Below are 22,164 nucleotides of genomic sequence, written 5' to 3' on the forward strand. Positions count from 1 at the left end.
GCGCCGGCGCGGGCGCCACCACCGTCTTCGGGGTGATTATCGGTACCGGCTGCGGCGGCGGGATCGCCGTTCATCAACAGCTGCTCAGCGGCCCCAACGCTATCGCCGGAGAGTGGGGACATAATCCGCTGCCGGGCTATACTCCTGAGCGCGATGGCCCGCCGCAGCCCTGCTACTGCGGCAAAACGAACTGCATCGAAAGCTTTGTTTCCGGCACCGGCTTCGCCCGCCGCTACGGGGAACAAGCGCGTGCGGAAGCCATTGTCGCCGCAGCGCAAAACGGCGATCCGCGCGCGCTGGCCCACTGGCGTCATTTTATCGACGCCTTTGCCCGCAGCCTGGCGTCAGTGATCAACATTCTCGACCCGCAGGTGATTGTGCTGGGCGGCGGTTTGTCCAACGTCAGCCAGATCTATCGCGATCTGCCTGCCGCCATCGTGCCGTGGATCTTCTCCGACAGCTGCCGCACGCAGATCAAACCGGCCCGCTTCGGCGACGCCAGCGGCGTGCGCGGCGCGGCCTGGCTGCCCCGGTTGCCCGGCGCCGCGGACGGGCCTCGGTAGACACTTTTTTCAGCAGGTATGTTAAGCTAGGCGAAAATGTTCAGACAGAAAAAGCCATGCCAACGATTGATGATGTTTCAAGATTAGCGAATGTCTCAAGAGCGACGGTTTCCCGCGTGCTGACCGGCACCCGGGGCGTGCGCGAAGAGAGCCGGGAAGCTGTGCTGCGGGCCGTTGAAGAACTCAACTATCGCCCGAGCTTTGCCGCACAAAACCTCGCCAGTCAGACATCCAGCCACGTTGGCCTGGTGATTTCCGCGCAGGACGAGAGCCTCGGCGCGCGTCTGTTGCCGCTCCTCTCGCAGGCGCTGAAAGGGCTGAATAAAAGCCTGCTGGTCCAGTACGTCAGCGACCCGGTAGAGCAGGCGGCGGCGATCGACGATCTGCAGCGCCAGTGCGTGGCGGTGGTGGTGCTGGGCGCCGTTGCCGCCGACGCGCCGCGCAACGTTATCGCCTTTGACCGCTTCGGCGTCGCTGGAAGCAACAGCCAGGGCTATGACTTCGCCTTCGCCACCGAAAGCGCCTGCCGCTATGTGATTGGCAAGGGACACCGCAACATCGCCCTGCTGGTGGACAGCGATAGCGACGATGCCAGCCGACAGATGCTGGAAGGCTACCGCAACGTCCTGCAGAACTACTCCATTCCTTTTAACCGCCAGCTGGTGCTGACGGCCAACGATGATGTCGAGCAGGCGCTGCTGACCTTAATTAACAGCTTCAGTAAATACTCAGTCATTATCGTTAAACGCGACCGCTACGCGGCTGAAGCAATGCGCCTGCTGCGCGAATTCACCATCGCCGTCCCGCAGGAGGTCTCCCTGCTGAGCCTTGAGGATTCCCCCCTCGCCTCGCTGCTCTATCCGCCGCTGACCTGCATCTCATGGCCACTGGAGGCGCTGCTGGATAACTGTATTCAGCGTATTCGCAGCCTGATAGACGACCGGCCAACGTTCACCGCCGAGGGCCGCTCGCTGGCCGGCCGCCTGATCCCGCGCCAGTCGGTCGCCGATATCTCTTGATCTCCGCCCGGTTCGCGCCGGGCCAACCTTGCCTCCCCTTTCTCGCGCTTTCGTTTCCCGGCTCATTATTATCCCCCCGCACGCAAATAAGAATTATTTTCATTTATAAATAGCTTGTGCTATATAACATAGCAATGGCTATAAACGCTGAGAAATTAACCACACCATTGCGAGGGATCCTATGCTGCATCTGACACCGCTGAAATCATTGCTGCTGGCCAGCGCGCTGGCCCTGCTGGCCGCGGCGCCGGCCTCGGCGCAGGAGAAATTCAGGGTTATCACCACCTTCACGGTTATCGCCGATATGGCGCAGAACGTGGCCGGCGATGCCGCCGTCGTCAGCTCCATCACCAAACCGGGCGCGGAGATCCACGACTACCAGCCCACCCCCGGCGATATCAAACGCGCGCAGGGGGCGCAGCTGATCCTCAGCAATGGTCTCAATCTCGAACGGTGGTTTGCCCGCTTTTATCAGCACTTGCAGGGCGTGCCGGAGGTGGTGGTCAGCGAGGGGATCCAGCCGATGGGCATCAGCGCGGGCCCCTATAGCGGGAAGCCCAATCCCCATGCCTGGATGTCGGCAGATAACGCCCTGATCTATGTCGATAATATTCGCGACGCGCTGGTGAAATACGATCCGCCTCACGCCGACACCTATCGCCGCAACGCCGAGGCCTACAAAGAGAAGATCCGCCAGACGATGGCGCCACTGCAGGCCAGACTGGCGCAGCTGCCGGAGGATAAGCGCTGGCTGGTCACCAGCGAGGGAGCCTTCTCCTATCTGGCCCGCGACTATGGCCTGCACGAACTGTATCTGTGGCCGATTAACGCCGACCAGCAGGGTACCCCGCAACAGGTGCGCAAGGTTATCGACACCATGAAGAGAGAACAGATCCCGACCATCTTCAGCGAAAGCACCATCTCCGATAAACCGGCGCGTCAGGTGGCGCGCGAAGCCGGCGCCCACTACGGCGGCGTGCTGTATGTCGATTCGCTGAGCGCCGCCGACGGCCCGGTGCCGACCTGGCTCGACCTGCTGCGCGTCACCACCGAAACCATCGTCAACGGTATCCAGGACGGGATGAGGAAACAGCCATGAATACAGCGCAAGCGGGTCTGTATGTCGACCAGCTCACCGTTACCTGGCGCAACGGCCACACCGCCCTGCGCGACGCCTCGTTCAGCGTACCACGCGGCGCCATTGCCGCGCTGGTGGGGGTTAACGGCTCGGGTAAATCCACGCTGTTTAAAGCGCTGATGGGCTTTGTGCGCATCGGTCACGGCGAGATCGCCATACTCGGCCAGCCGGTCAATCGCGCGCTGCGCCAGAATCTGGTCGCCTATGTCCCGCAGTCGGAAGAGGTGGACTGGTCCTTCCCGGTGCTGGTGGAGGATGTGGTGATGATGGGCCGCTACGGCCATATGGGCTGGCTGCGGCGGGCAAAGCCGCGCGATCGCGAAATCGTCGATGCCGCGCTGGCCCGCGTGGGCATGAGCGAGTACCGCCATCGGCAAATTGGCGAGCTCTCCGGTGGGCAGAAAAAGCGCGTCTTCCTTGCCCGCGCCATCGCTCAGCAGGGTCAGGTGATCCTGCTGGATGAGCCTTTTACCGGCGTCGATGTGCAGACCGAAGCGCGGATCATCAGCCTGTTGCGCGAGCTACGCGATGAGGGCTGCACCATGCTGGTCTCCACCCATAACCTCGGGTCCGTAAGTGAGTTTTGCGATTATACGGTGATGGTAAAAGGCACCGTGCTGGCCAGCGGCCCGACAGAAACCACCTTCACCGCCGAGAATCTGGAGCGGGCTTTCAGCGGCGTGCTGCGCCACGTCGCCCTCACCGGCGCGGAAGCGCAGATTATCACCGATGACGAGCGGCCGTTTATCAGCCGGCGCGCGGCGGGAGGACCACGATGAGCTGGCTGCTGGAGCCGTTTGGCTATCACTATATGCTCAATGCGATGTGGGTATCGGCGCTGGTGGGCGGCGTCTGCGCCTTTCTCTCCTGCTACCTGATGCTCAAAGGCTGGTCGCTGATTGGCGACGCCCTTTCCCACTCGATTGTGCCCGGCGTCGCCGGGGCCTATATGCTCGGCCTGCCGTTTGCCCTCGGCGCGTTTCTCTCTGGCGGCCTAGCGGCGGGCAGTATGCTGTTTTTGCAGCAGCGATCGCGGCTAAAAGAGGATGCGATTATCGGCCTGATCTTCTCCTCCTTCTTCGGTATCGGGCTGTTTATGGTGTCGCTGAACCCGACGTCGGTGAATATCCAGACCATTATCCTCGGCAATATTCTGGCCATCGCCCCGGAGGATATTATCCAGCTGGCGGCGATCGGCTTTATCTCGATGGCGATCCTGCTGCTGAAGTGGAAAGATCTGATGGTGACCTTCTTCGATGAAAACCACGCCCGCTCGATTGGTCTAAACACCCGCGGCCTGAAGCTGCTGTTCTTTACCCTGCTGGCGGCCTGCACCGTAGCGGCGCTGCAGACCGTCGGCGCCTTTCTGGTCATCTGCCTGGTGGTCACTCCCGGGGCCACCGCCTGGCTGTTAACCGACCGCTTCCCGCGCCTGCTGGCCATCGCCGTCGCCATCGGCAGCCTGACCAGCTTCTTCGGCGCCTGGCTCAGCTACTATCTCGACGGCGCCACCGGCGGCATTATCGTGGTGGCGCAAACGCTGCTGTTCCTCATCACCTTTATCTTTGCGCCGAAGCATGGCCTGCTGGCCAACCGCCGCCGCGCCAGGGAGGCCGCATGCTGAATCTGTTCCTGGCTCCGTTTCAGTTTCCATTTATGGTCAACGCGATAACGGTATCGATGGTCGTCGCCGTGCCCTGCGCGCTGCTGTCGGTCTTTCTGGTGCTTAAAGGCTGGGCGCTGATGGGCGACGCCATGAGCCACGCGGTCTTTCCCGGCGTGGTGCTGGCCTACATTATCGGCATCCCCTTTGCCATCGGCGCGTTTATCGCCGGGCTGCTGTGCGCCGTAACGACCGGTTTTCTTGACGATAACAGCCGCCTCAAACGCGATACCATTATGGGAATTGTCTTCTCCGGCATGTTTGGCGCCGGGCTGGTGCTGTACGTAGCGATCCAGTCCGACGTCCATCTCGACCATATTCTGTTCGGCGACATGCTGGGGATCTCCCTCAGCGATATTGGACAAACGGCGGCTATCGCGCTGGTGATAGCGCTGATTATCGGGCTGAAATGGCGGGATTTTTTGCTGCACGCCTTCGATCCGACGCAGGCCAAAGCCAGCGGCCTGCGCGGCGGGCTGCTGCACTACGGCCTGCTGTGCATGATCGCCCTGACCATCGTCGCGACGCTGCAGTCGGTAGGGATTATTCTGTCGATTTCGCTGCTGATTGCCCCCGGGGCGATCGCGCTCCTGCTGGTACGGCGCTTTATCCACGCCCTGCTGCTGGCGGTGGCAGTGGCGGTCTGCTGCTCGGCGGGAGGGGTGTGGCTGGCGTTTTATCTCGATAGCGCGCCGGCGCCGACTATCGTGGTGCTGTTCACCGCGCTGTTTGTGGTCGCCTTTGTGGCAAGCACGATCCGGGATAGCCGGAAACAGAAAACTTCAGCAACCATCCCCGGCGGCGGCTAACGCCTTACCGGGGCTACAAAAAACGCGAGTTGTCCGCCGGCTGCGCGCCGCGCAGGCCGGGGAAGGCCGCTATTTTTTCGGTCGGTATTTTTCCGGCAGCGGCGGCACCGGCCGCCTGTCATCCAGCAGATGGCGAAGGGTCAGGATCGGGTGACGCCAGAGCATTCGCGGCCCGGCCCAGCGCATAATCTGCTTCATCTCTTCGCGCTTCGCCGGCTGGTAGCAATGCACCGGACACTGCTTGCAGGCCGGTTTATTGTCGCCAAACACGCACTTATCAAGGCGCTTATCGGCGTAGGCGTTCAGCGCCTGATAGTGTTCGGCGTCGTCGCGGGCCTCCGGACAGCGGCGCTGATAAAGCCCAATCATCCGACCGATCGTCTGCTTTTCACGTTCGATGCGTTTGCCCACCGTCAATTTCCCTCCCCATAAAAAGATGCATCAATAATACACCTTTTAAGCCGGCCACGCAGCCGCTTTCCTAACGATCAGGTCGGGTTAGCGGGTTTATCAACATGCCCCAATGCTTTTTCCGGGAAGCAGACATCGCGCACCCGGCGTTTCAGCTCTGCCGCATCCGGAAAGCCGCCATCCTGCTTGCGCTCCCAGATCTGCTGGCCGTCGATATCGATAGTGAAGATCCCGCCGGTGCCCGGCACCAGCGTCACCGAGGCGATATCGGTGCTGAAGGTGTGTAACAGCTCCTGCGCCATCCAGCTGGCGCGCAGCATCCAGTTGCACTGGGAACAATAGGTGATGGTGATAGCCGCTTTTGAATTCATCGTCATCTCGCTCAGGCTGAAAGGGCACAGTGTAAACAAAGTGCAGTTTAAATGAGGAATACATCAATATTTTGTTGCAAACGATAATGCCTATCATTACCATTCGCAATCAACAAATGGAGTTAGACCCTATCCGCAACGGAAAAGACGGAGCAACCTGCAACTCTGGAAGTAACGCGTGAGCCGATACTAATAACGATCAAGGCGTGGCGACTATGTACAAATCGACTCCGTCAGCAGCAGGGTGTAAAAAACGCCTGCTGGTGACCTCTTTGCTTGCAGCAATTTATCAAACTTCTGCCGTCGCAGCAGGCACTTCCGCCATCGGCGGCGAGGCGGTGGATGACACCTCGGAACAAATGACCGTCACCGCTCCCGCGCCGGCGCAAAAAGCCGGTAACGAGCACAGCATCAGCGCCCGGGAGCTGGAGGATAAAGGCGCTAACGATTTCGGCTCAATCATGCGCTATGAGCCGCTCATCAGCGCCACCGGGGCCAGCGGCGGCTCCGGCAACGGCAAAAGCGGCTTCGACCGCGGGGGCTACACCGGCTACAACATTCGCGGTATGGAGAGCAACCGCGTCGGCATCGACGTGGACGGTATCGCCCAGCCCAACGCCACCGGCCGCGGCTACGTCGGTCGCGCCGGGCTCAACACCTTCGGCATCGGCCGCGATTATATCGACCCCTATATGTACGGCAGCGTGGATATCCAGTCCGGCGCCACCTCGACGGAAACGGCCAACAGCGCCATCGGGGGGAATGTCTCCTTCCGCCCGAAATCGGCGGATGATTACCTGCGCCCGGGCAAAACCAGCGCCTTCGGCTATCGCAGCGGCTACGACTCCGCGGATCGCAGCTGGCACAACGGGGTGACCGTCGCCGGCGGCGATGAGTTCCTGCGCGGCATTTTGGTCTACAGCCGCCGCGATGGTCAGGAAACCGAAAATAACAGCGGCACCGTCGATGCCTACCCGGCGAACTGGCACTCCGATGCCTTTCTGGCCTCCGGGATCTGGCAGCCCAACGACGAGCACAAGCTAACCAGCACCTTCGACTATTACCATAAAACCAACCACACCCACTACGATACCTGGGACTCCAGCGGCAACAGCACCATCGGCACCGCCAACCAGACCAGCCAGACCCGGCGCTGGGGCCTGAGCCTGAAGGATGACTGGACGCCGATGAATGACTACCTCGACAGCGTCTCCAGTAAAATCTATTACCAGCATACCGAAGCCCATGACTGGACGTATATGCCGGACAGCGTCACCCGCAGAATGCAGACGGTGAACTCCAACTACGACACCGACACCTGGGGCCTGCAGACCGCACTGGCGAAAACCCTGGGCCGCCACGATCTGAGCGCCGGCTTTAACGCCAGCACCAGCAAAACCCAGCGGCCGTTCAGCCAGTCGCCAATCCCCAGCGTTTACAGCGAGATCATGCAGCCGGAGGCGGATAGCCGCAGCTACACCCTCGGCGGTTTTGTTCAGGATAAGATCAACTTCGATCTCGATAGCCACAATTTCGCCATTATTCCCGGCGTGCGTGTGGTACATCAATCGACGAAGCCGGAAAATCTGTCCGACCTCGCCGCCAACAGCAGCGCGCTGACCGAATCGTCAGTGGCCAGGCTGTATGGTAAAAACAGCGATACCCAGGTTCTGCCGTCGTTGACCTTCCAGTACGACCTCACCCCGCGTCTGATGACCTACCTGCAGTACCAGCGCGGGGCGCAGTTCCCCAACGCCAGCCAGCTGTATGGCTCCTGGAACCTTGGCTCCAGCTACGCCGGCAGCCAGCAGTATGCCCTGATCGGCAATACCGATCTGAAGACGGAAACCAGCGACAATCTTGAGTGGGGACTGAAGGGGGAAGTTACCGAAGGCATCACTCTGCGCACGGCGCTGTTCTACAACAGCTATAAGAACTTTATCGCCTATACCCGCTATACCCGGGCGAATAATCCGGGCCAGTTCACCAACGTGCCGTCGAATATCTACACCATTTATCAGGCGGAAAACCGCGATAAAGCCTATATCTACGGCGGTGAAATCAGCACTAAATTTAACTTTGGCACCTGGTATGAGCAGGTGGACGGCCTGAGCGCCACCCTCGCCCTCGGCTATAGCGAAGGGAAATCGAAATCCAGCTACAGCGGCGATAAATACGTCGACCTCGACAGCGTAGCGCCGATGAAAGCCATCGTCGGCGTGGCGTGGGACGATCCGGCGAAACGCTACGGCACCGCCCTGACGGCGACCTTCGTCAAAGGGAAACAGGCGACCGCCACCAATCGCGAAAGCTACAGCAACAGCGGATCCGCCATCACCGATGCCAGCAGCGACTATATGCGCGTGCCGGGCTACGGCATGCTGGACTGGACCGCGTACTGGCAGGTAGCGAAAAACGTGCGCCTCAATGGCGGGGTCTACAACCTCACCGATCGTAAATACTGGGATTACCTGAGCAGCCGCAATATCGAGACCGGCACCAACCAGGACGCCAACGATAAAGCGCTGGCGGTGATGCCGGGCCGCACCTGGCAGCTCGGAGTCAACGTCGACTTCTGATTGCCCGAATAACCACTCACCTGCCCCGGCCCACCGGCCGGGGATATTGATCATCGAGAAGGATATAATTATGCCCAATGCCCACCCCGATTTGTGGCAGCGCTACCAGGCCACCAAAGCGGCCAGCGCCGCGAAATATGCCCGCGATATCGCCGCGGAAATGGGGATCAGCGAAGCCGAACTGACCGCCGCCCGCCTCGGCCACGATACCGTACGCCTGAGCGATGACGCCCGGGCGCTGATTGCCGCCCTGGAGCGCGTCGGTGAAACCAAATGCATCTGCCGCAACGAGTATGCCGTGCATGAGCAGGTCGGCCAGTTCACGCACCAGCACCTCAGCGGCCACGCCGGGCTGGTACTCAACCCGCGCGCGCTCGACCTGCGTCTGTTCCTCAGCCAGTGGGCCAGCGCCTTCCATCTGAACGATAACGGTCGCCAGAGCATTCAGTTTTTCGACCACCACGGTGACGCCCTGCTGAAAGTCTATGCGACCACGCAGACCGACATGGCGGCCTGGGACACCCTGATCGCGGAGTATCGGGTGGCGGCCCCGGCACCGCTGACCCTGCGCCCGCTGGAGCCGGTGAAATATGCCGAGAGCGCCGATGGAGCCGCGCTGGAGAACGACTGGCGCGCGATGACCGACGTACACCAGTTCTTCGGTCTGCTGCGTAAATATCAGCTTTCCCGCCAGCAGGCCTTCCGTCTGGTGAGCGACGACCTCGCCTGCCGCGTTGATCGCCATGCGCTGCCAGCGTTACTGGAGACGGTGCGCCAGGAGGGCAATGAAATCATGATCTTCGTCGGCAATCGCGGCTGCGTGCAGATTTTCACCGGCGCCCTGGAAAAGCTGGCGCCGATGCGCGGCTGGCTGAATATCTTCAATCCCACCTTTACCCTCCATCTGCGCGAAGAGAGCATCGATGAAGTGTGGGTGACCCGTAAGCCGACCTCAGACGGACACGTCACCAGCGTCGAGCTGTTCGCCAAAGACGGCACTCAGATTGCCCAGCTCTATGGCCAGCGCAGCGAGGGCCACCCCGAGCAGGTGCAATGGCGCCAGCAGGTGGATCGTCTGACTCGCGAAGGACTGCCCGCATGATGCGCTGGTTACTGCTTCTCATCGCCTTCCCGCTGCTGAGCCACGCCGCTGTGGAGCGGCTCGTCACCCTCGGCGGAGATGTCACTGAGATCGTCTATGCCCTTGGCGCGCAACAGAGCCTGATTGCCCGGGACAGCACCAGCAGCTGGCCCCCGGCGGCGCAAAAACTGCCGGATGTCGGCTACCTGCGGCAGCTGAACGCTGAGGGGATCCTCGCATTACGTCCGCAGCTGGTGTTAGCGAGCGCCCAGGCGCAGCCCTCGCTGGTCTTACACAAGGTGCAGGCGAGCGGCGTGAAGGTGGTTAACGTGCCTGGCGGCGAAAACCTGGCCGCGATCGATAACAAAGTGGCCGTCATTGCCGAAGCATTAGGCAAAACCCCGGCAGGCGACGCGCTGCGCCAGCAGCTTCAGCAGCAGATCGCCGCCATTCCAACGCAGCCGATTGCCAGGCGAGTGCTGTTTATTCTCAGCCACGGCGGAATGAATACTCTGGTGGCCGGGCAACACACCGCGGCCGATGGCGCCATTCGCGCCGCCGGTCTGCAGAACGCGATGCAGGGCTTCGACCACTATCGGGCGATGTCGCAGGAGGGAGTGGCCGCCAGCCAGGCGGATCTGGTGGTGATCTCCGCCGATGGTCTCAAAGGGATGGGCGGCGAAGCCGGGCTGTGGAGCCTGCCCGGCCTGGCGCAGACCCCGGCGGGTCGCCATAAACAACTGCTGACGATCGACGACATGGCCCTGCTCGGCTTTGGGCCGCGCACCCCGCAGGCAATTATCGCGCTGCGTGAAAAAGCGGAGCAACTGCCCTGATGCGCCCTGCCCTCGCCCGCCGTTTGCTGATGATGACGCTACTGCTGGTTTCGCTGACGCTGTTCGCCACCACCCTTGGCGCGATGCGTTTGCCGCTGGCCAGCCTGCTGCCCGCCGGGGATGAGATGCTGCGCCACATCTGGCTGACCATCCGTCTGCCGCGGGTGCTGCTGGCCCTGCTGGTAGGCGCGGCGCTGGCCCTCTCCGGCTGCGTGATGCAGGGGCTGTTTCGCAACCCGCTTGCCGACCCGGGCCTGCTGGGCATCAGCAGCGGCGCCGCGCTGGCGGTGGCCTGCTGGCTGGTGCTCCCGCTTTCCGCATCGGGGCTGATCGCCCTGTATATGCCGATGCTGGCGGCGTTTATCGGCAGCCTGGCAGTGATGGTGGTGATTTTTATCCTCAGCCGGGCGGAGGAGGGTTCGCTGTCGCGCCTGCTGCTGGTAGGGATCGCCATCAACGCGCTGTGCGGGGCGCTGGTCGGCGTGCTGGCCTGGCTGAGCAACGACGCCCAGCTGCGCCAGCTGTCGCTGTGGGGCATGGGCAGCCTGGGCCAGGCCGAGTGGCCGACCCTGCTGGTGGCTACGACCCTGATCATCCCGGCCGCGCTGGCGGTGTGGTGGATGGCCTCCCGCCTGAATCTGCTGCAGCTCGGCGATGAAGAGGCGCACTATCTCGGGGTCAACGTGCGGGCGCTGCAGCGCTGGCTGCTGCTGTGCAGCGCGGTGCTGGTGGCCGCGGCGGTGGCCATCAGCGGAGTCATCGGCTTTATCGGCCTGGTGGTGCCGCACCTGATGCGCCTGTGGCTGGGGCCGGATCATCGCGGGCTGATCCCCGGCTCGCTGCTGGCCGGCGCCATCCTGCTTCTGCTGGCCGATACCCTGGCCCGCACCGTAGCGGCGCCAGCGGAGATGCCGGTCGGTCTGCTCACCAGCCTGCTGGGCGCCCCCTGGTTTCTGTGGCTGGTCTTTCGTCGGGAGAACTCCAGACATGGCTAATGCATACTGCGCCCAGGGTCTGTCACTTCGCCTTGGTAAACGACAGATTATCGACAACGTCTCCGTCGCGCTGCGCGGCGGCGAGATGACGGCGCTTATCGGGCCGAACGGCGCAGGCAAATCCACGCTGCTGCGGCTGCTTACCGGGTACCTGACTCCGGATAGCGGCACTCGCCATCTGGCGGGCACGCCGCTGGAGGAATGGTCACCCGAGGCGCTGGCGCGCCGGCGGGCGGTCATGCTGCAGCGCACGGCCCTGCAGGCTGACTGGACGGTGGAAACGGTCATCGCCATGGGGCGCTCGCCGTGGGGTCCGACCGCGGACCCGGCGGTGCTGGCGGCGGTAATGGCCGTCACCGGCTGCGATGACCTTGCCGGCCGCCGCTATCCCGGCCTCTCCGGCGGCGAGCAGCAGCGGGTACAGCTCGCCCGCTGTCTGGCGCAGCTGTGGCACGACGGCGCGCCGCAGGGCTGGCTGTTTCTTGATGAACCCACCTCGGCGCTGGACCTTTACTATCAACAGCATCTGCTGCGCTTGCTCAAACGGCTCACCGCCGGCGGGCAACTGCACGTGTGCGTGGTGCTGCATGACCTTAACCTCGCCGCCCTGTGGGCCGACCGCATCCTGCTGCTTCACCAGGGCCATCTGGTCGCCCAGGGCACGCCGCAGGAGGTGATCCAGCAGCCAGTTATCCATCGCTGGTACGGGGCGGATGTCCGCCTCGGCCAGCATCCGGACAACGCGGCCCCCCAGGTCTATCTGGCGCCGTAACCCCCGCGCGGCGCAACCGGAATCCGGATCGCGCCGCGCGCGTTCGTCAGTTTCCCTCGCCTGCCCATCTCCGTTATCATGTCTCATCCATGTGATAACGACGAAAACAACAAAATCGCAGCCATTTCAAATCAGGGATCTGGATAACACCCCATGAGCACAATTGACAATCTCGACGCCCACACGCCGATGATGCAGCAGTATCTCAAGCTGAAGGCGCAACATCCTGACATTCTGCTGTTTTACCGGATGGGGGATTTTTACGAGCTGTTTTATGACGATGCGAAACGCGCGTCGCAGCTGCTCGATATCTCGCTGACCAAGCGCGGCGCCTCCGCGGGCGAACCCATTCCCATGGCCGGCATCCCCCACCACGCGGTGGAAAACTATCTTGCGAAACTGGTTAATCAGGGCGAGTCGGTAGCCATTTGCGAGCAGATAGGCGACCCGGCCACCACCAAAGGGCCGGTCGAGCGTAAAGTGGTGCGTATCGTCACGCCGGGCACCATCAGCGATGAAGCGCTGCTGCAGGAGCGCCAGGACAACCTGCTGGCCGCCATCTGGCAGGACAGCAAAGGCTTTGGCTACGCGACGCTGGACATCAGCTCCGGCCGCTTCCGCTTGAGCGAACCGGCCGACCGCGAAACCATGGCGGCAGAGCTGCAGCGCACTAATCCGGCGGAGCTGCTGTATGCGGAAGATTTTGCCGAATCGTCGCTGATCGAAGGCCGCCGCGGTCTGCGCCGTCGCCCGCTGTGGGAATTTGAAATCGACACCGCGCGCCAGCAGCTTAACCTGCAGTTCGGCACCCGCGATCTGGTCGGCTTCGGCGTGGAAAACGCCCCCCGCGGCCTGTGCGCCGCCGGCTGCCTGCTGCAGTATGTCAAAGACACCCAGCGCACCTCGCTACCGCATATTCGCTCCATCACCATGGAACGCCAGCAGGACAGCATCATTATGGATGCCGCCACCCGCCGTAATCTGGAGATCACCCAGAATCTCGCCGGCGGCACCGATAACACGCTGGCCTCGGTGCTCGACTGCACGGTGACGCCGATGGGCAGCCGGATGCTCAAGCGCTGGCTGCATATGCCGGTCCGCGATACCGCCGTGCTGATGGAGCGCCAGCAGACCATCGGCGCGCTGCAGGAGCGCTATACCGAGCTGCAGCCGGTACTGCGCCAGGTCGGCGATCTGGAACGTATTCTGGCGCGTCTGGCGCTGCGTACCGCCCGTCCACGCGATTTAGCCCGCATGCGTCATGCCCTGCAGCAGTTGCCTCTGCTGCGCGAGCAGCTGACCGACGTTGACAGTCAGCCGGTGCAAAAATTGCGTGAGAAAATGGGCGAGTTTAGCGAACTGCGCGAACTGCTGGAGCGCGCGGTGATCGACGCCCCGCCGGTGCTGGTCCGCGACGGCGGGGTTATCGCCCCGGGCTACAGCGAAGAGCTGGACGAGTGGCGGGCGCTGGCCGATGGCGCCACTGATTATCTCGATAAGCTGGAGATCCGCGAGCGCGAGCGGCTGGGCCTCGATACCCTGAAGGTCGGCTACAACGCCGTCCACGGCTACTATATCCAGATCAGCCGCGGCCAGAGCCACCTGGCGCCGATCCACTACGTGCGTCGCCAGACGCTGAAAAACGCCGAACGCTACATTATTCCTGAGCTGAAGGAATACGAAGATAAGGTGCTGACCTCCAAGGGCAAGGCGCTGGCGCTGGAAAAACAGCTTTATGACGAACTGTTCGACCTGCTGCTGCCGCACCTTGCCGACCTGCAGGCGAGCGCCAGCGCGCTGGCCGAGCTGGACGTGCTGGTCAACCTGGCGGAACGCGCGGAAACCCTGAACTACTGCTGCCCGACCTTTAGCGATAAGCCGGGCATTCGCATCAGCGAAGGCCGCCATCCGGTGGTCGAGCAGGTGCTGAAAGAGCCGTTTATCGCCAACCCGCTGCAGCTGGCGCCGCAGCGGCGAATGCTGATCATCACCGGGCCGAACATGGGCGGTAAAAGTACCTATATGCGCCAGACCGCGCTGATTGCGCTGCTGGCCTATATCGGCAGCTACGTCCCGGCGCAGAAGGTGGAGATCGGGCCGATCGATCGCATCTTTACCCGCGTCGGCGCGGCGGATGACCTTGCCAGCGGCCGCTCGACCTTTATGGTGGAGATGACCGAAACCGCCAATATTCTGCACAACGCCACCGAACACAGCCTGGTACTGATGGATGAGATTGGCCGCGGCACGTCCACCTACGACGGTCTGTCGCTGGCATGGGCCTGTGCGGAAAATCTCGCCAACAAAATCAAGGCGCTGACGCTGTTCGCCACCCACTACTTCGAGCTCACTCAGCTGCCGGAGAAAATGGAAGGCGTCGCCAACGTCCATCTCGACGCGCTGGAGCATGGCGACACCATCGCCTTTATGCACAGCGTGCAGGATGGCGCGGCCAGCAAGAGCTACGGCCTGGCGGTCGCCGCGCTGGCCGGGGTGCCGAAAGAGGTGATCAAGCGCGCGCGGCAGAAACTGCGCGAGCTGGAGAGTATTTCGCCCAACGCGGCGGCGACCCAGGTCGACGGCACGCAGATGTCGCTGCTCGCCGCCCCGGAAGAGACCTCGCCTGCGGTTGAGGCGCTGGAGAATCTTGATCCGGACTCCCTGACCCCGCGTCAGGCGCTGGAGTGGATTTATCGTCTGAAAAGTCTGGTCTAGCACCCCAATCGCCCTATTAAGGTCAAAAACGGCAGCGCCGCTCAGCGCTGCCGTTTTAACAAACTAAAAATGGGTGCAAGAGGATGCGTCCTGACAACCGATACGCGGGGTTGCCCCCGCGCGGATGCTACTTCTTCGATTCGTAAGCGAGAACAGCTTTAAACTCAATATTACGCTCTTTAATACTCAGCTCGCATAGTGAGCTGTGCGCCAACAGCGTAAATCCCAGTACCGTAATACAGAGTACGATAATTGCCACAAGGGCATATTTCGTCAGCATATCTTGCCTCCCTGCAAAGAAGAGACTAACATCTGAATTGTCGATGTTCATTCGCTAGCCTCAGTTGATAGAAATATCTCCTGGGGCTTTCGTCTGTCTGGGGTCCTGGTAATGCTCAAGGCCAGACAGCCTCAAGCACCCGCCGCTATTCTATACTCGTCAGGGTGTGAAATTTATCTGCAAGGAATTAATCACACGGATTTTATAATAATCTGGAAGCCGACTCGCAAAGTCATCCCAGTATATTAACCCTTCACGTAATTATTTAATTTAATGAAAAAATAGCTTTCATAATTGTACTAAATATAAAAAAGGCCCGACTTAGCGGGCCCTTTTCATTAACGCTTATCTTCCGGCAATAGCGGCGGTACGTGCGGCACCTGCGGCGCCTCATCAATATCTTTCTGCGTCATCCGGAACGCTTCCGGATAGTGCTCGCGGCTGGTGCGGCGCAGCGGCTCGGTATCCCGCCAGGTATAAAGGCAGTGCTGGCACTGATACACAGTCCAGACCCCTTTCACCGGCGATGTTGCCATGACTTCAATCTTTTCATCGGCGCAACGTGGACAAATCATCTTCTTCTCCTTATTTACGGTTGGCCAGCATGGCGGTCAGTTTTTCAGCCCAGGCTTTGGTTTCCGGCAGATCCTGCACCGGCTGGCTGTAGTGGCCGCGTAGGTCCGGCGCAACCGGGGTGGTGGCGTCGATAATGAGTTTGTCGGTGATGCCCGCTGGGCTGGAGCCTGGGTCAAGTTCAAGGACCGACATGTTCGGCAACTGCACCAGGTCTCCCGCCGGGTTAACCTTAGAGGAGAGCGCCCACATCACCTGCGGCAGATTGAACGGGTCGACGTCTTCATCAACCATAATCACCATCTTCACATAGCCGAGGCCGTGGGGAGTGGTCATCGCCCGCAGTCCCACCGCGCGGGCAAAGCCGCCGTAGCGTTTTTTGGTGGAGATGATCGCCAGCAGACCGTGGGTGTACATGGCGTTGACCGCCTGCACTTCCGGAAACTCTGCCTTCAGCTGCTGATACAGCGGCACGCAGGTGGCCGGGCCCATCAGATAGTCGATTTCGGTCCATGGCATACCGAGATAGAGCGATTCAAAAATCGGTTTGCTGCGATACGAGACTTTGTCGATGCGCACTACCGTCATGTTACGACCGCCGGAGTAGTGGCCGGTAAACTCACCGAACGGCCCCTCTATCTCACGCTTGCGGCCTTCAATCACCCCTTCGAGGATCACTTCCGAACCCCAGGGCACGTCAAAGCCGGTCAGCGGCGCGGTGGCGATGGGATATGGGCTCTCGCGCAGCGCGCCGGCCATTTCATATTCTGACTGATCGTATTTCAGCGGCGTGGCGCCCATCAGGGTGATAATCGGGTCGTTACCGAGGGTAATGGCGATCGGCAGGTCTTCCCCGCGCTCTTCCGCCTTATGCAGATGCAGGGCGATATCGTGCATCGGCACCGGCTGCAGGCCGAGCTTGCGCTTGCCTTTCACTTCCATACGGTAGATACCGACGTTTTGCTTACCGAAGTTGTCAGGGTCAAGCGGATCGCGCGAAACGACGCAGGCTTTGTCGAGGTAGAAGCCACCGTCGCCATCGTTGAGGCGGAACAGCGGCAGAATATCGAACAGGTTGATATCGTCGCCATCCACGGTGTTTTCCGCCCATGCCGGGTTGGCGCGGCGCTCTGGCGTCACCGGGAAGTTATCCCAACGGCGGATGAATTCATCAATCTGCTTTTTCACCGGCGTGTTGGGCGGCAGGCCCAGCGAGATGGCATGGTTCTGCCACGAGCCGATGGTGTTCATCGTCACCCGGGCGTCGGTAAAGCCGCGAATATTATCGAACCACAGCGCCGGGGCGCCGTCGCCGATGCGTCCGGTGGCATTGGCCGCCGCCGCCAGGTCTGGCTCAGCGTTCACCTCTTCACTGATTTTCAGCAGTTGTCCCTGGTCATCCAGTGCCTGCAAAAAGCTGCGCAAATCATCAAAAGCCATTATTCGATCTCCTGTGCAAATTGTTCTGCCGTACGCAAGCCGTTCCAGCGGCGCGCCTTGTGGTAGTCGAGGCCAAACTGATCCAACACCCGGGTCACAATATGGTTGGTGATATCGTCAACCGTTTCCGGGTGGTTGTAGTAAGCCGGCATCGGCGGCACCATCGCCACGCCCATCCGGGACAGCGCCAGCATGTTCTCCAGATGGATCGTGCTGAGCGGCATTTCCCGCGGGACCAGCACCAGCTTGCGCCCCTCTTTAAGCACCACGTCCGCCGCGCGGCCCACCAGCCCTTCGGCATAGCCCGCGCGAATGCCCGCCAGCGTCTTCATACTGCAGGGAATAACGATCATGCCGTCGGTGCGAAATGAACCTGATGAGATGGTGGCGGCCTGGTCGGCCGGGCTGTGGGAAAAGTCCGCCAACGCGGCCACTTCCCGTGCCGTCCACGGCGTTTCCAGCTCGATGGTGGTTTTGGCCCATTTCGACATCACCAGATGGGTTTCCACCTCCGGCATATCGCGCAGCGCCTGCAGCAATGCCACCCCAAGCGGAGCCCCGGTGGCCCCCGTCATCCCAATAATCAGTTTCATTCCACACCTCATTCATTTTGTTCGTATACGAACTTTGTGCTTAAATTACCCCCTCCTGAGCCAAATGACAAGATCGTTCGTATACGTGCGCATTTTTAATCAAACAGGGAAAAGGTATAAAAAGGCGTACAAACGGCTATCATAGAGGTGACAGTTTTGTTACGGAGTATTCATGGAGTTACGAAACGAAGCATTCCACCTGCTGCGCCAGCTTTTTCAACAACATACCGCCCGCTGGCAGCAGGCGTTACCGGACCTGACTAAGCCTCAGTATGCGGTGATGCGCTCGGTTGCCGAGCAGCCGGGGATCGAACAGGTGGTGCTGATTGAAGCGGCGGTCAGTACTAAGGCCACGCTGGCGGAGATGCTCAGCCGGATGGAAGCGCGCGGCCTGGTGCGCCGGGAGCACGATCCGGCCGATAAACGCCGCCGTTTTGTCTTTCTGACCGACGAAGGCGAGGCGCTGCTTAACCGTTCCATTCCGCAAGGCAATGAGGTCGATGACGAGTTTCTCGGCCGCCTGAGCGATGATGAACGCGAGCAGTTCTCCCGGCTGGTGCGTAAGATGATGGTTCCCTGAGCAAGCGCCTAGTCGAGCTGCTCACGCAGAAAGTCGATAAACGCCCGCACCCGGGTCGGCATATGCTGCGCATCGGGATAAAGGGCATACACGCCCTGCGGCGGGAAATGGTATTCCGGCAGGACAGCCACCAGCTCCCGCTGCGCCAGTTTCCCGGCCACCAGCCAGGCAGGCAGCAAAGCGACGCCGCATCCGGCCAGAGCAAAGCTCATCAGCGCCGTGGCGCTGTCGGCTGAAAACCGTGGCGCGTTGACTATCGTAAAACCCACCTCTGCCTGTTCATCCGTTCGCAGCTGCCAGCGCAGCGGCGCCGGCAGACGCTCGTGAATAATCCAGTCAGCTTGCGCCAGATCGGACAGCGTCTGCAGCGGATGGCTTGCCAGCCAGGCCGGTGAGGCGACGGGCAGGATCGCAAAACTGGCAATCCGCGTCGCCCGGTAGCGGGAATCGGCCAACGTGCCGAGGCGTATCGCCACGTCAAATCGTTCGGAGATAAGATCCGCATGATGGGAGGACGAGACGTGCCGCACCCGTAACGCCGGATGATGACGGGAAAACGCCGCCAGCGCCGGGATGATAACCTGTGCGCCATACTCCGGCGTGGTGGTGATCCGCAGCTCTCCGCTTAAACCGCTATGGCTGGCCCGAACCTCATCCTGCAGATTTTCCGCCGCTTTCAGCAGCGCCACCCCACGCTGATAGAACAGCGCCCCGGCGTCAGTGAGCCGCAGACGGCGCGTCGAACGCAGCAGCAGGGTCACCCCCAGCTCATTTTCCAGTTGCCTTACGTTAAAGCTGACCACCGCTTTGGTCTGCCCCAGCGCCGCGGCGGCCTGGGTGAAGCTGCCGGCGTCCACCACGGCGATAAACATGGTCACGCGCTGAAGGTTTAGCATCGTCGTCCGGATGATTGTCAAAAATATTCAGACAGTATATCCCGATTCACCCCGTTTATCCCCCGTGGCGCCGGGTTTACAGTAGCCGCCTGTCTGAGGGAGTGAATCATGACCTATCGCCACCGCGTTGCCACCGTTTTTCTGTTCGGCTTTTTTCTCGACTTAATCAATATGTTTATCGCCAGCATCGCCTTCCCGGCTATCAGCCACGCGCTGGCGGTATCCGTCTCGCAGCTGGCGTGGGTCAGCAATGCCTATATTCTTGGCCTGACGGTCGTCGTGCCGTTCAGCGCCTGGCTCAGCCAGCGCTGTGGACCAAAACGGCTGTTTTTACTCTCGCTGGGGCTGTTCAGCCTCGGCGCGCTGGCATCAGGGCTGGCCCACAGCCTGGGTGCGCTGATTTTCTGGCGGACGTTGCAGGGGATGGGCGGCGGGTTGCTAATCCCCCTCGGTCAGGCGCTGACCTGGCCGCTGTTTCAGCCGCAGGAGCGGGCGAAGCTATCGGCGGCGGTGATGCTGGTCGGCCTGCTGGCGCCCGCCTGCTCGCCGGCGATCGGCGGTCTGCTAGTCCAGGCCTTCAGCTGGCGCTGGGTCTTTTTCGCCAGCCTGCCTGTCGCCCTGCTTACCTTTATGCTGGCGGCGCGATGGCTGAACGACACCTCCGCCCCTGTCCGGCCGGCCCGCTTGCTCCCGCTGTCGTTGCTGGCCGATCCTCTCCTGCGCTTCGCCATGCTTATTTATCTCTGCGTACCGGGAATGTTTATTGGCGTCAACGTCGTGGGAATGTTCTACCTGCAACGCGTCACCGGGATAGCACCGGGGGCCATTGGCGCCCTGATGGTGCCCTGGTCGCTGGCCTCGTTTGTCGCCATCACCTTTACCGGCAGGTATTTCAACCGCTTCGGACCGCGGCCTCTGGTGATAGTCGGCTGCCTGCTTCAGGCGGCAGGGATCCTGCTGCTGCTGCAGGTCGATGCGCACAGCCCGCTGGCGCTGTTGATTCTGGCCTTTACGCTGATGGGCGGCGGAGGCAGCTTATGCAGCAGCACCGCGCAAAGCAGCGCTTTCCTGCATACGCCTGGCGAAGAGATGCCTGACGCCAGCGCGCTGTGGAACCTTAACCGCCAGCTCAGCTTCTTTGCCGGCAGCGCGCTGCTCGCTCTGCTACTGAGGATATTCCCGCCGGCCTACGCCTGGCAAGGCGCGTTTAGCTGCGCCGCCGCCATAACCCTGTTGCCGCTGCTGTGTTGCCTGCGGCTGAATAATCGGGCGATTATCCATCGCCTGCACACCACTCTGGAGAAGTCATGAACCCGTATCTGCAGGAAGTCCTCGACGCCCATGTCCTTATCGAACGCTGGTTAAGCCAGGGGGAAGGGAGCGCTGAGGCGCTGATGAGCCGTTTTGCCGCCGAATTCACTATGATCCCTCTGAGCGGCGAGAAGATGGACTACCCGACGGTGAGCCGTTTTTTCCACCAGGCGGGCGCAAGCCGTCCGGGATTACACATCGTGGTGGATCAGACGAAAATCATCAGCGAGTGGCACGACGGCGCCGCCGTGCTATACCGTGAACGCCAAACGCTGGCGGATGGCAGTGAGAACGTACGCTGGTCGACGGCGATTTTTCAGCAAGCGGAAGGGAAAATTGTCTGGCGCCATCTGCAGGAAACCCGCCGCGGCTAGCGCAAAGAAAAAGGCCCCGACTTTCGAGGGGGCCTTTTTGAGAGAAAAGATCTTATTCGCGGAAGAGCGCTTCGATATTCAGTCCTTGCCCCTGCAGAATTTCCCGCAGACGACGCAGACCTTCCACCTGGATCTGACGCACACGCTCGCGGGTGAGGCCAATTTCACGGCCCACATCTTCCAGGGTGGCGGCTTCATAACCCAGCAGACCGAAACGACGCGCCAGAACCTCACGCTGCTTGGCGTTCAGTTCGAACAGCCATTTAACGATGCTTTGTTTCATATCATCGTCCTGCGTGGTGTCTTCCGGGCCGTTCTCTTTCTCATCGGCCAGAATATCCAGCAGCGCTTTTTCTGAATCGCCACCCAGCGGGGTATCCACCGAGGTGATGCGCTCGTTCAGACGCAGCATACGGCTGACGTCATCGACCGGTTTGTCCAGCTGTTCGGCAATCTCTTCCGCGCTCGGCTCGTGGTCCAGCTTATGGGACAACTCGCGCGCGGTACGCAGATAGACGTTCAGCTCTTTGACAATGTGGATCGGCAAACGGATCGTACGGGTTTGGTTCATGATCGCCCGTTCAATGGTCTGGCGGATCCACCAGGTCGCATAGGTCGAAAAACGGAACCCACGTTCCGGGTCAAACTTCTCAACGGCGCGGATCAGGCCGAGGTTACCTTCTTCAATCAGATCCAGCAGCGCCAGACCACGATTGCTGTAACGACGGGCAATCTTCACCACCAGACGCAGGTTGCTTTCAATCATGCGACGGCGTGAAGCGACATCACCACGCAGTGCGCGACGCGCGAAATAGACTTCCTCTTCCGCGGTCAGCAGTGGGGAATAACCAATCTCTCCAAGATAAAGCTGAGTGGCGTCAAGCACGCGTTGCGTTGCGCCTTGCGACAGCAGCTCTTCCTCAGCCAGATCGCTATCACTGGGTTCCTCTTCTACTAAGGCCTTCTCGTCGAAAACCTCAATTCCGTTCTCATCAAATTCCGCGTCTTCATTTAAATCATGAACTTTCAGCGTATTCTGACTCATAAAGGTGGCTCCTACCCGTGATCCCTGAGCAAAGCACCTTCCACGGTGCATCAACAAAAGACGCCAGGACGATTTCCCCTACTCCTCTCTGCGAGAGGCGCATAGACACCGCCCTGGCGC

General features: G+C 61.0%; 23 protein-coding genes. 15 read left to right on the forward strand and 8 right to left on the reverse strand.

Annotated elements, in window-relative coordinates; translation table 11 throughout:
• From ABLV76_RS15635 to ABLV76_RS15660, 6 genes are all read left to right on the forward strand, one after another.
• The coding region (locus tag ABLV76_RS15635) for an ROK family protein (protein WP_348878375.1) at nucleotides 1-563 on the forward strand (563 nt) is incomplete at its 5' end.
• A gap of 56 nt (nucleotides 564-619) precedes the next feature.
• The gene (locus ABLV76_RS15640) at nucleotides 620-1,582 is read left to right on the forward strand and encodes a LacI family DNA-binding transcriptional regulator (RefSeq protein ID WP_032456513.1); all 963 of its coding nucleotides are present in this window, start codon (nucleotides 620-622) and stop codon (nucleotides 1,580-1,582) included.
• Between the two features lie 181 nt (nucleotides 1,583-1,763).
• Nucleotides 1,764-2,681: a metal ABC transporter substrate-binding protein gene (locus ABLV76_RS15645; protein ID WP_032456514.1), complete on the forward strand. Its 918-nt coding sequence runs from the start codon at nucleotides 1,764-1,766 to the stop codon at nucleotides 2,679-2,681.
• The gene (locus ABLV76_RS15650; protein ID WP_023318999.1) at nucleotides 2,678-3,499 is read left to right on the forward strand and encodes a manganese/iron ABC transporter ATP-binding protein; all 822 of its coding nucleotides are present in this window, start codon (nucleotides 2,678-2,680) and stop codon (nucleotides 3,497-3,499) included. Before ABLV76_RS15645 ends, ABLV76_RS15650 begins: the two co-directional genes overlap by 4 nt.
• Nucleotides 3,496-4,344 carry an iron/manganese ABC transporter permease subunit SitC gene (gene sitC, locus ABLV76_RS15655; protein ID WP_023319000.1) on the forward strand — a complete coding sequence of 283 codons (849 nt, stop codon included), beginning with the start codon at nucleotides 3,496-3,498 and terminating at the stop codon, nucleotides 4,342-4,344. Before ABLV76_RS15650 ends, sitC begins: the two co-directional genes overlap by 4 nt.
• Nucleotides 4,338-5,192 carry a metal ABC transporter permease gene (locus ABLV76_RS15660; protein ID WP_023319001.1) on the forward strand — a complete coding sequence of 285 codons (855 nt, stop codon included), beginning with the start codon at nucleotides 4,338-4,340 and terminating at the stop codon, nucleotides 5,190-5,192. The genes sitC and ABLV76_RS15660 overlap by 7 nt, the downstream gene beginning before the upstream one ends.
• A gap of 69 nt (nucleotides 5,193-5,261) precedes the next feature.
• Here the strand turns inward: ABLV76_RS15660 and ABLV76_RS15665 are convergent, their stop codons facing one another.
• Nucleotides 5,262-5,603 (reverse strand): nitrous oxide-stimulated promoter family protein, encoded by a 342-nt coding sequence (locus ABLV76_RS15665; protein ID WP_017899162.1) that lies wholly within the window; start codon nucleotides 5,601-5,603, stop codon nucleotides 5,262-5,264.
• Nucleotides 5,604-5,680: 77 nt separating this feature from the next.
• Entirely contained in the window at nucleotides 5,681-5,974 is a 294-nt protein-coding gene (locus tag ABLV76_RS15670) for a SelT/SelW/SelH family protein (protein WP_004205627.1), read from the reverse strand.
• Nucleotides 5,975-6,189: 215 nt separating this feature from the next.
• Here ABLV76_RS15670 and ABLV76_RS15675 point away from each other — a divergent pair, with 215 nt between their 5' ends.
• The 6 genes from ABLV76_RS15675 (at nucleotide 6,190) to mutS (ending at nucleotide 14,952) form a co-directional block, all read left to right on the forward strand.
• Nucleotides 6,190-8,553: a TonB-dependent receptor gene (locus tag ABLV76_RS15675; RefSeq protein WP_017899164.1), complete on the forward strand. Its 2,364-nt coding sequence runs from the start codon at nucleotides 6,190-6,192 to the stop codon at nucleotides 8,551-8,553.
• 70 nt (nucleotides 8,554-8,623) lie between these two features.
• Complete coding sequence (locus ABLV76_RS15680) at nucleotides 8,624-9,655, forward strand: ChuX/HutX family heme-like substrate-binding protein (protein WP_323108691.1); 1,032 nt, start codon at nucleotides 8,624-8,626, stop codon at nucleotides 9,653-9,655.
• Nucleotides 9,652-10,470, forward strand: a complete 819-nt coding sequence (locus tag ABLV76_RS15685; RefSeq protein ID WP_043520732.1) for an ABC transporter substrate-binding protein — start codon at nucleotides 9,652-9,654, stop codon at nucleotides 10,468-10,470. The genes ABLV76_RS15680 and ABLV76_RS15685 overlap by 4 nt, the downstream gene beginning before the upstream one ends.
• Entirely contained in the window at nucleotides 10,470-11,465 is a 996-nt protein-coding gene (locus ABLV76_RS15690) for an iron ABC transporter permease (protein WP_064150781.1), read from the forward strand. Before ABLV76_RS15685 ends, ABLV76_RS15690 begins: the two co-directional genes overlap by 1 nt.
• The gene (locus tag ABLV76_RS15695; RefSeq protein WP_323108694.1) at nucleotides 11,458-12,237 is read left to right on the forward strand and encodes a heme ABC transporter ATP-binding protein; all 780 of its coding nucleotides are present in this window, start codon (nucleotides 11,458-11,460) and stop codon (nucleotides 12,235-12,237) included. The genes ABLV76_RS15690 and ABLV76_RS15695 overlap by 8 nt, the downstream gene beginning before the upstream one ends.
• Nucleotides 12,238-12,390: 153 nt before the next feature.
• On the forward strand, nucleotides 12,391-14,952 hold the full coding sequence (gene mutS, locus ABLV76_RS15700; RefSeq protein ID WP_348878376.1) for a DNA mismatch repair protein MutS: 2,562 nt from the start codon (nucleotides 12,391-12,393) through the stop codon (nucleotides 14,950-14,952).
• A gap of 127 nt (nucleotides 14,953-15,079) precedes the next feature.
• Here the strand turns inward: mutS and ABLV76_RS15705 are convergent, their stop codons facing one another.
• The 4 genes from ABLV76_RS15705 to ABLV76_RS15720 form a co-directional block, all read right to left on the reverse strand.
• On the reverse strand, nucleotides 15,080-15,232 hold the full coding sequence (locus ABLV76_RS15705; RefSeq protein WP_032417706.1) for a Hok/Gef family protein: 153 nt from the start codon (nucleotides 15,230-15,232) through the stop codon (nucleotides 15,080-15,082).
• Nucleotides 15,233-15,570: 338 nt separating this feature from the next.
• Entirely contained in the window at nucleotides 15,571-15,807 is a 237-nt protein-coding gene (locus tag ABLV76_RS15710; protein ID WP_002915098.1) for a non-oxidative hydroxyarylic acid decarboxylases subunit D, read from the reverse strand.
• 10 nt (nucleotides 15,808-15,817) lie between these two features.
• The gene (locus tag ABLV76_RS15715) at nucleotides 15,818-17,245 is read right to left on the reverse strand and encodes a non-oxidative hydroxyarylic acid decarboxylases subunit C (RefSeq protein ID WP_004205612.1); all 1,428 of its coding nucleotides are present in this window, start codon (nucleotides 17,243-17,245) and stop codon (nucleotides 15,818-15,820) included.
• A complete protein-coding gene (locus ABLV76_RS15720) occupies nucleotides 17,245-17,838 on the reverse strand; it encodes a non-oxidative hydroxyarylic acid decarboxylases subunit B (protein ID WP_002915099.1) in 594 nt (197 codons plus the stop codon). Before ABLV76_RS15720 ends, ABLV76_RS15715 begins: the two co-directional genes overlap by 1 nt.
• Before the next feature lie 172 nt (nucleotides 17,839-18,010).
• On the opposite strand from ABLV76_RS15720, the gene ABLV76_RS15725 reads away from it, so the two are divergent.
• On the forward strand, nucleotides 18,011-18,418 hold the full coding sequence (locus ABLV76_RS15725; RefSeq protein ID WP_004205611.1) for a MarR family transcriptional regulator: 408 nt from the start codon (nucleotides 18,011-18,013) through the stop codon (nucleotides 18,416-18,418).
• An 8-nt stretch (nucleotides 18,419-18,426) separates the two neighbouring features.
• Here the strand turns inward: ABLV76_RS15725 and ABLV76_RS15730 are convergent, their stop codons facing one another.
• Entirely contained in the window at nucleotides 18,427-19,314 is an 888-nt protein-coding gene (locus tag ABLV76_RS15730) for a LysR substrate-binding domain-containing protein (RefSeq protein ID WP_348878377.1), read from the reverse strand.
• Nucleotides 19,315-19,422: 108 nt separating this feature from the next.
• On the opposite strand from ABLV76_RS15730, the gene ABLV76_RS15735 reads away from it, so the two are divergent.
• Both ABLV76_RS15735 and ABLV76_RS15740 read left to right on the forward strand, forming a co-directional pair.
• Nucleotides 19,423-20,625, forward strand: a complete 1,203-nt coding sequence (locus tag ABLV76_RS15735) for an MFS transporter (protein ID WP_094311388.1) — start codon at nucleotides 19,423-19,425, stop codon at nucleotides 20,623-20,625.
• On the forward strand, nucleotides 20,622-20,999 hold the full coding sequence (locus ABLV76_RS15740; RefSeq protein ID WP_017899177.1) for a hypothetical protein: 378 nt from the start codon (nucleotides 20,622-20,624) through the stop codon (nucleotides 20,997-20,999). The genes ABLV76_RS15735 and ABLV76_RS15740 overlap by 4 nt, the downstream gene beginning before the upstream one ends.
• Before the next feature lie 52 nt (nucleotides 21,000-21,051).
• On the opposite strand, the gene rpoS is transcribed toward ABLV76_RS15740, so the two are convergent.
• A complete protein-coding gene (rpoS, locus tag ABLV76_RS15745; protein WP_002915106.1) occupies nucleotides 21,052-22,044 on the reverse strand; it encodes an RNA polymerase sigma factor RpoS in 993 nt (330 codons plus the stop codon).
• Nucleotides 22,045-22,164: the final 120 nt, after the last annotated feature.

The sequence above is a fragment of the Klebsiella sp. GB_Kp047 genome (assembly GCF_040065235.1).
Taxonomy (GTDB): domain Bacteria; phylum Pseudomonadota; class Gammaproteobacteria; order Enterobacterales; family Enterobacteriaceae; genus Klebsiella; species Klebsiella quasipneumoniae.

What these genes read in the sequence shown, in the direction of transcription:
- ABLV76_RS15705 (WP_032417706.1), bottom strand. Translation starts at nt 15,232, where the DNA reads ATGCTGACGAAATATGCCCTTGTGGCAATTATCGTACTCTGTATTACG.
- ABLV76_RS15720 (WP_002915099.1), bottom strand. Translation starts at nt 17,838, where the DNA reads ATGAAACTGATTATTGGGATGACGGGGGCCACCGGGGCTCCGCTTGGG.
- ABLV76_RS15725 (WP_004205611.1), top strand. Translation starts at nt 18,011, where the DNA reads ATGGAGTTACGAAACGAAGCATTCCACCTGCTGCGCCAGCTTTTTCAA.
- ABLV76_RS15670 (WP_004205627.1), bottom strand. Translation starts at nt 5,974, where the DNA reads ATGAATTCAAAAGCGGCTATCACCATCACCTATTGTTCCCAGTGCAAC.
- ABLV76_RS15660 (WP_023319001.1), top strand. Translation starts at nt 4,338, where the DNA reads ATGCTGAATCTGTTCCTGGCTCCGTTTCAGTTTCCATTTATGGTCAAC.
- ABLV76_RS15695 (WP_323108694.1), top strand. Translation starts at nt 11,458, where the DNA reads ATGGCTAATGCATACTGCGCCCAGGGTCTGTCACTTCGCCTTGGTAAA.
- ABLV76_RS15730 (WP_348878377.1), bottom strand. Translation starts at nt 19,314, where the DNA reads ATGCTAAACCTTCAGCGCGTGACCATGTTTATCGCCGTGGTGGACGCC.
- rpoS (WP_002915106.1), bottom strand. Translation starts at nt 22,044, where the DNA reads ATGAGTCAGAATACGCTGAAAGTTCATGATTTAAATGAAGACGCGGAA.
- ABLV76_RS15680 (WP_323108691.1), top strand. Translation starts at nt 8,624, where the DNA reads ATGCCCAATGCCCACCCCGATTTGTGGCAGCGCTACCAGGCCACCAAA.
- ABLV76_RS15640 (WP_032456513.1), top strand. Translation starts at nt 620, where the DNA reads ATGCCAACGATTGATGATGTTTCAAGATTAGCGAATGTCTCAAGAGCG.
- mutS (WP_348878376.1), top strand. Translation starts at nt 12,391, where the DNA reads ATGAGCACAATTGACAATCTCGACGCCCACACGCCGATGATGCAGCAG.
- ABLV76_RS15685 (WP_043520732.1), top strand. Translation starts at nt 9,652, where the DNA reads ATGATGCGCTGGTTACTGCTTCTCATCGCCTTCCCGCTGCTGAGCCAC.
- ABLV76_RS15710 (WP_002915098.1), bottom strand. Translation starts at nt 15,807, where the DNA reads ATGATTTGTCCACGTTGCGCCGATGAAAAGATTGAAGTCATGGCAACA.
- ABLV76_RS15740 (WP_017899177.1), top strand. Translation starts at nt 20,622, where the DNA reads ATGAACCCGTATCTGCAGGAAGTCCTCGACGCCCATGTCCTTATCGAA.
- ABLV76_RS15645 (WP_032456514.1), top strand. Translation starts at nt 1,764, where the DNA reads ATGCTGCATCTGACACCGCTGAAATCATTGCTGCTGGCCAGCGCGCTG.
- ABLV76_RS15650 (WP_023318999.1), top strand. Translation starts at nt 2,678, where the DNA reads ATGAATACAGCGCAAGCGGGTCTGTATGTCGACCAGCTCACCGTTACC.
- ABLV76_RS15690 (WP_064150781.1), top strand. Translation starts at nt 10,470, where the DNA reads ATGCGCCCTGCCCTCGCCCGCCGTTTGCTGATGATGACGCTACTGCTG.
- ABLV76_RS15735 (WP_094311388.1), top strand. Translation starts at nt 19,423, where the DNA reads ATGACCTATCGCCACCGCGTTGCCACCGTTTTTCTGTTCGGCTTTTTT.
- ABLV76_RS15675 (WP_017899164.1), top strand. Translation starts at nt 6,190, where the DNA reads ATGTACAAATCGACTCCGTCAGCAGCAGGGTGTAAAAAACGCCTGCTG.
- ABLV76_RS15715 (WP_004205612.1), bottom strand. Translation starts at nt 17,245, where the DNA reads ATGGCTTTTGATGATTTGCGCAGCTTTTTGCAGGCACTGGATGACCAG.
- sitC (WP_023319000.1), top strand. Translation starts at nt 3,496, where the DNA reads ATGAGCTGGCTGCTGGAGCCGTTTGGCTATCACTATATGCTCAATGCG.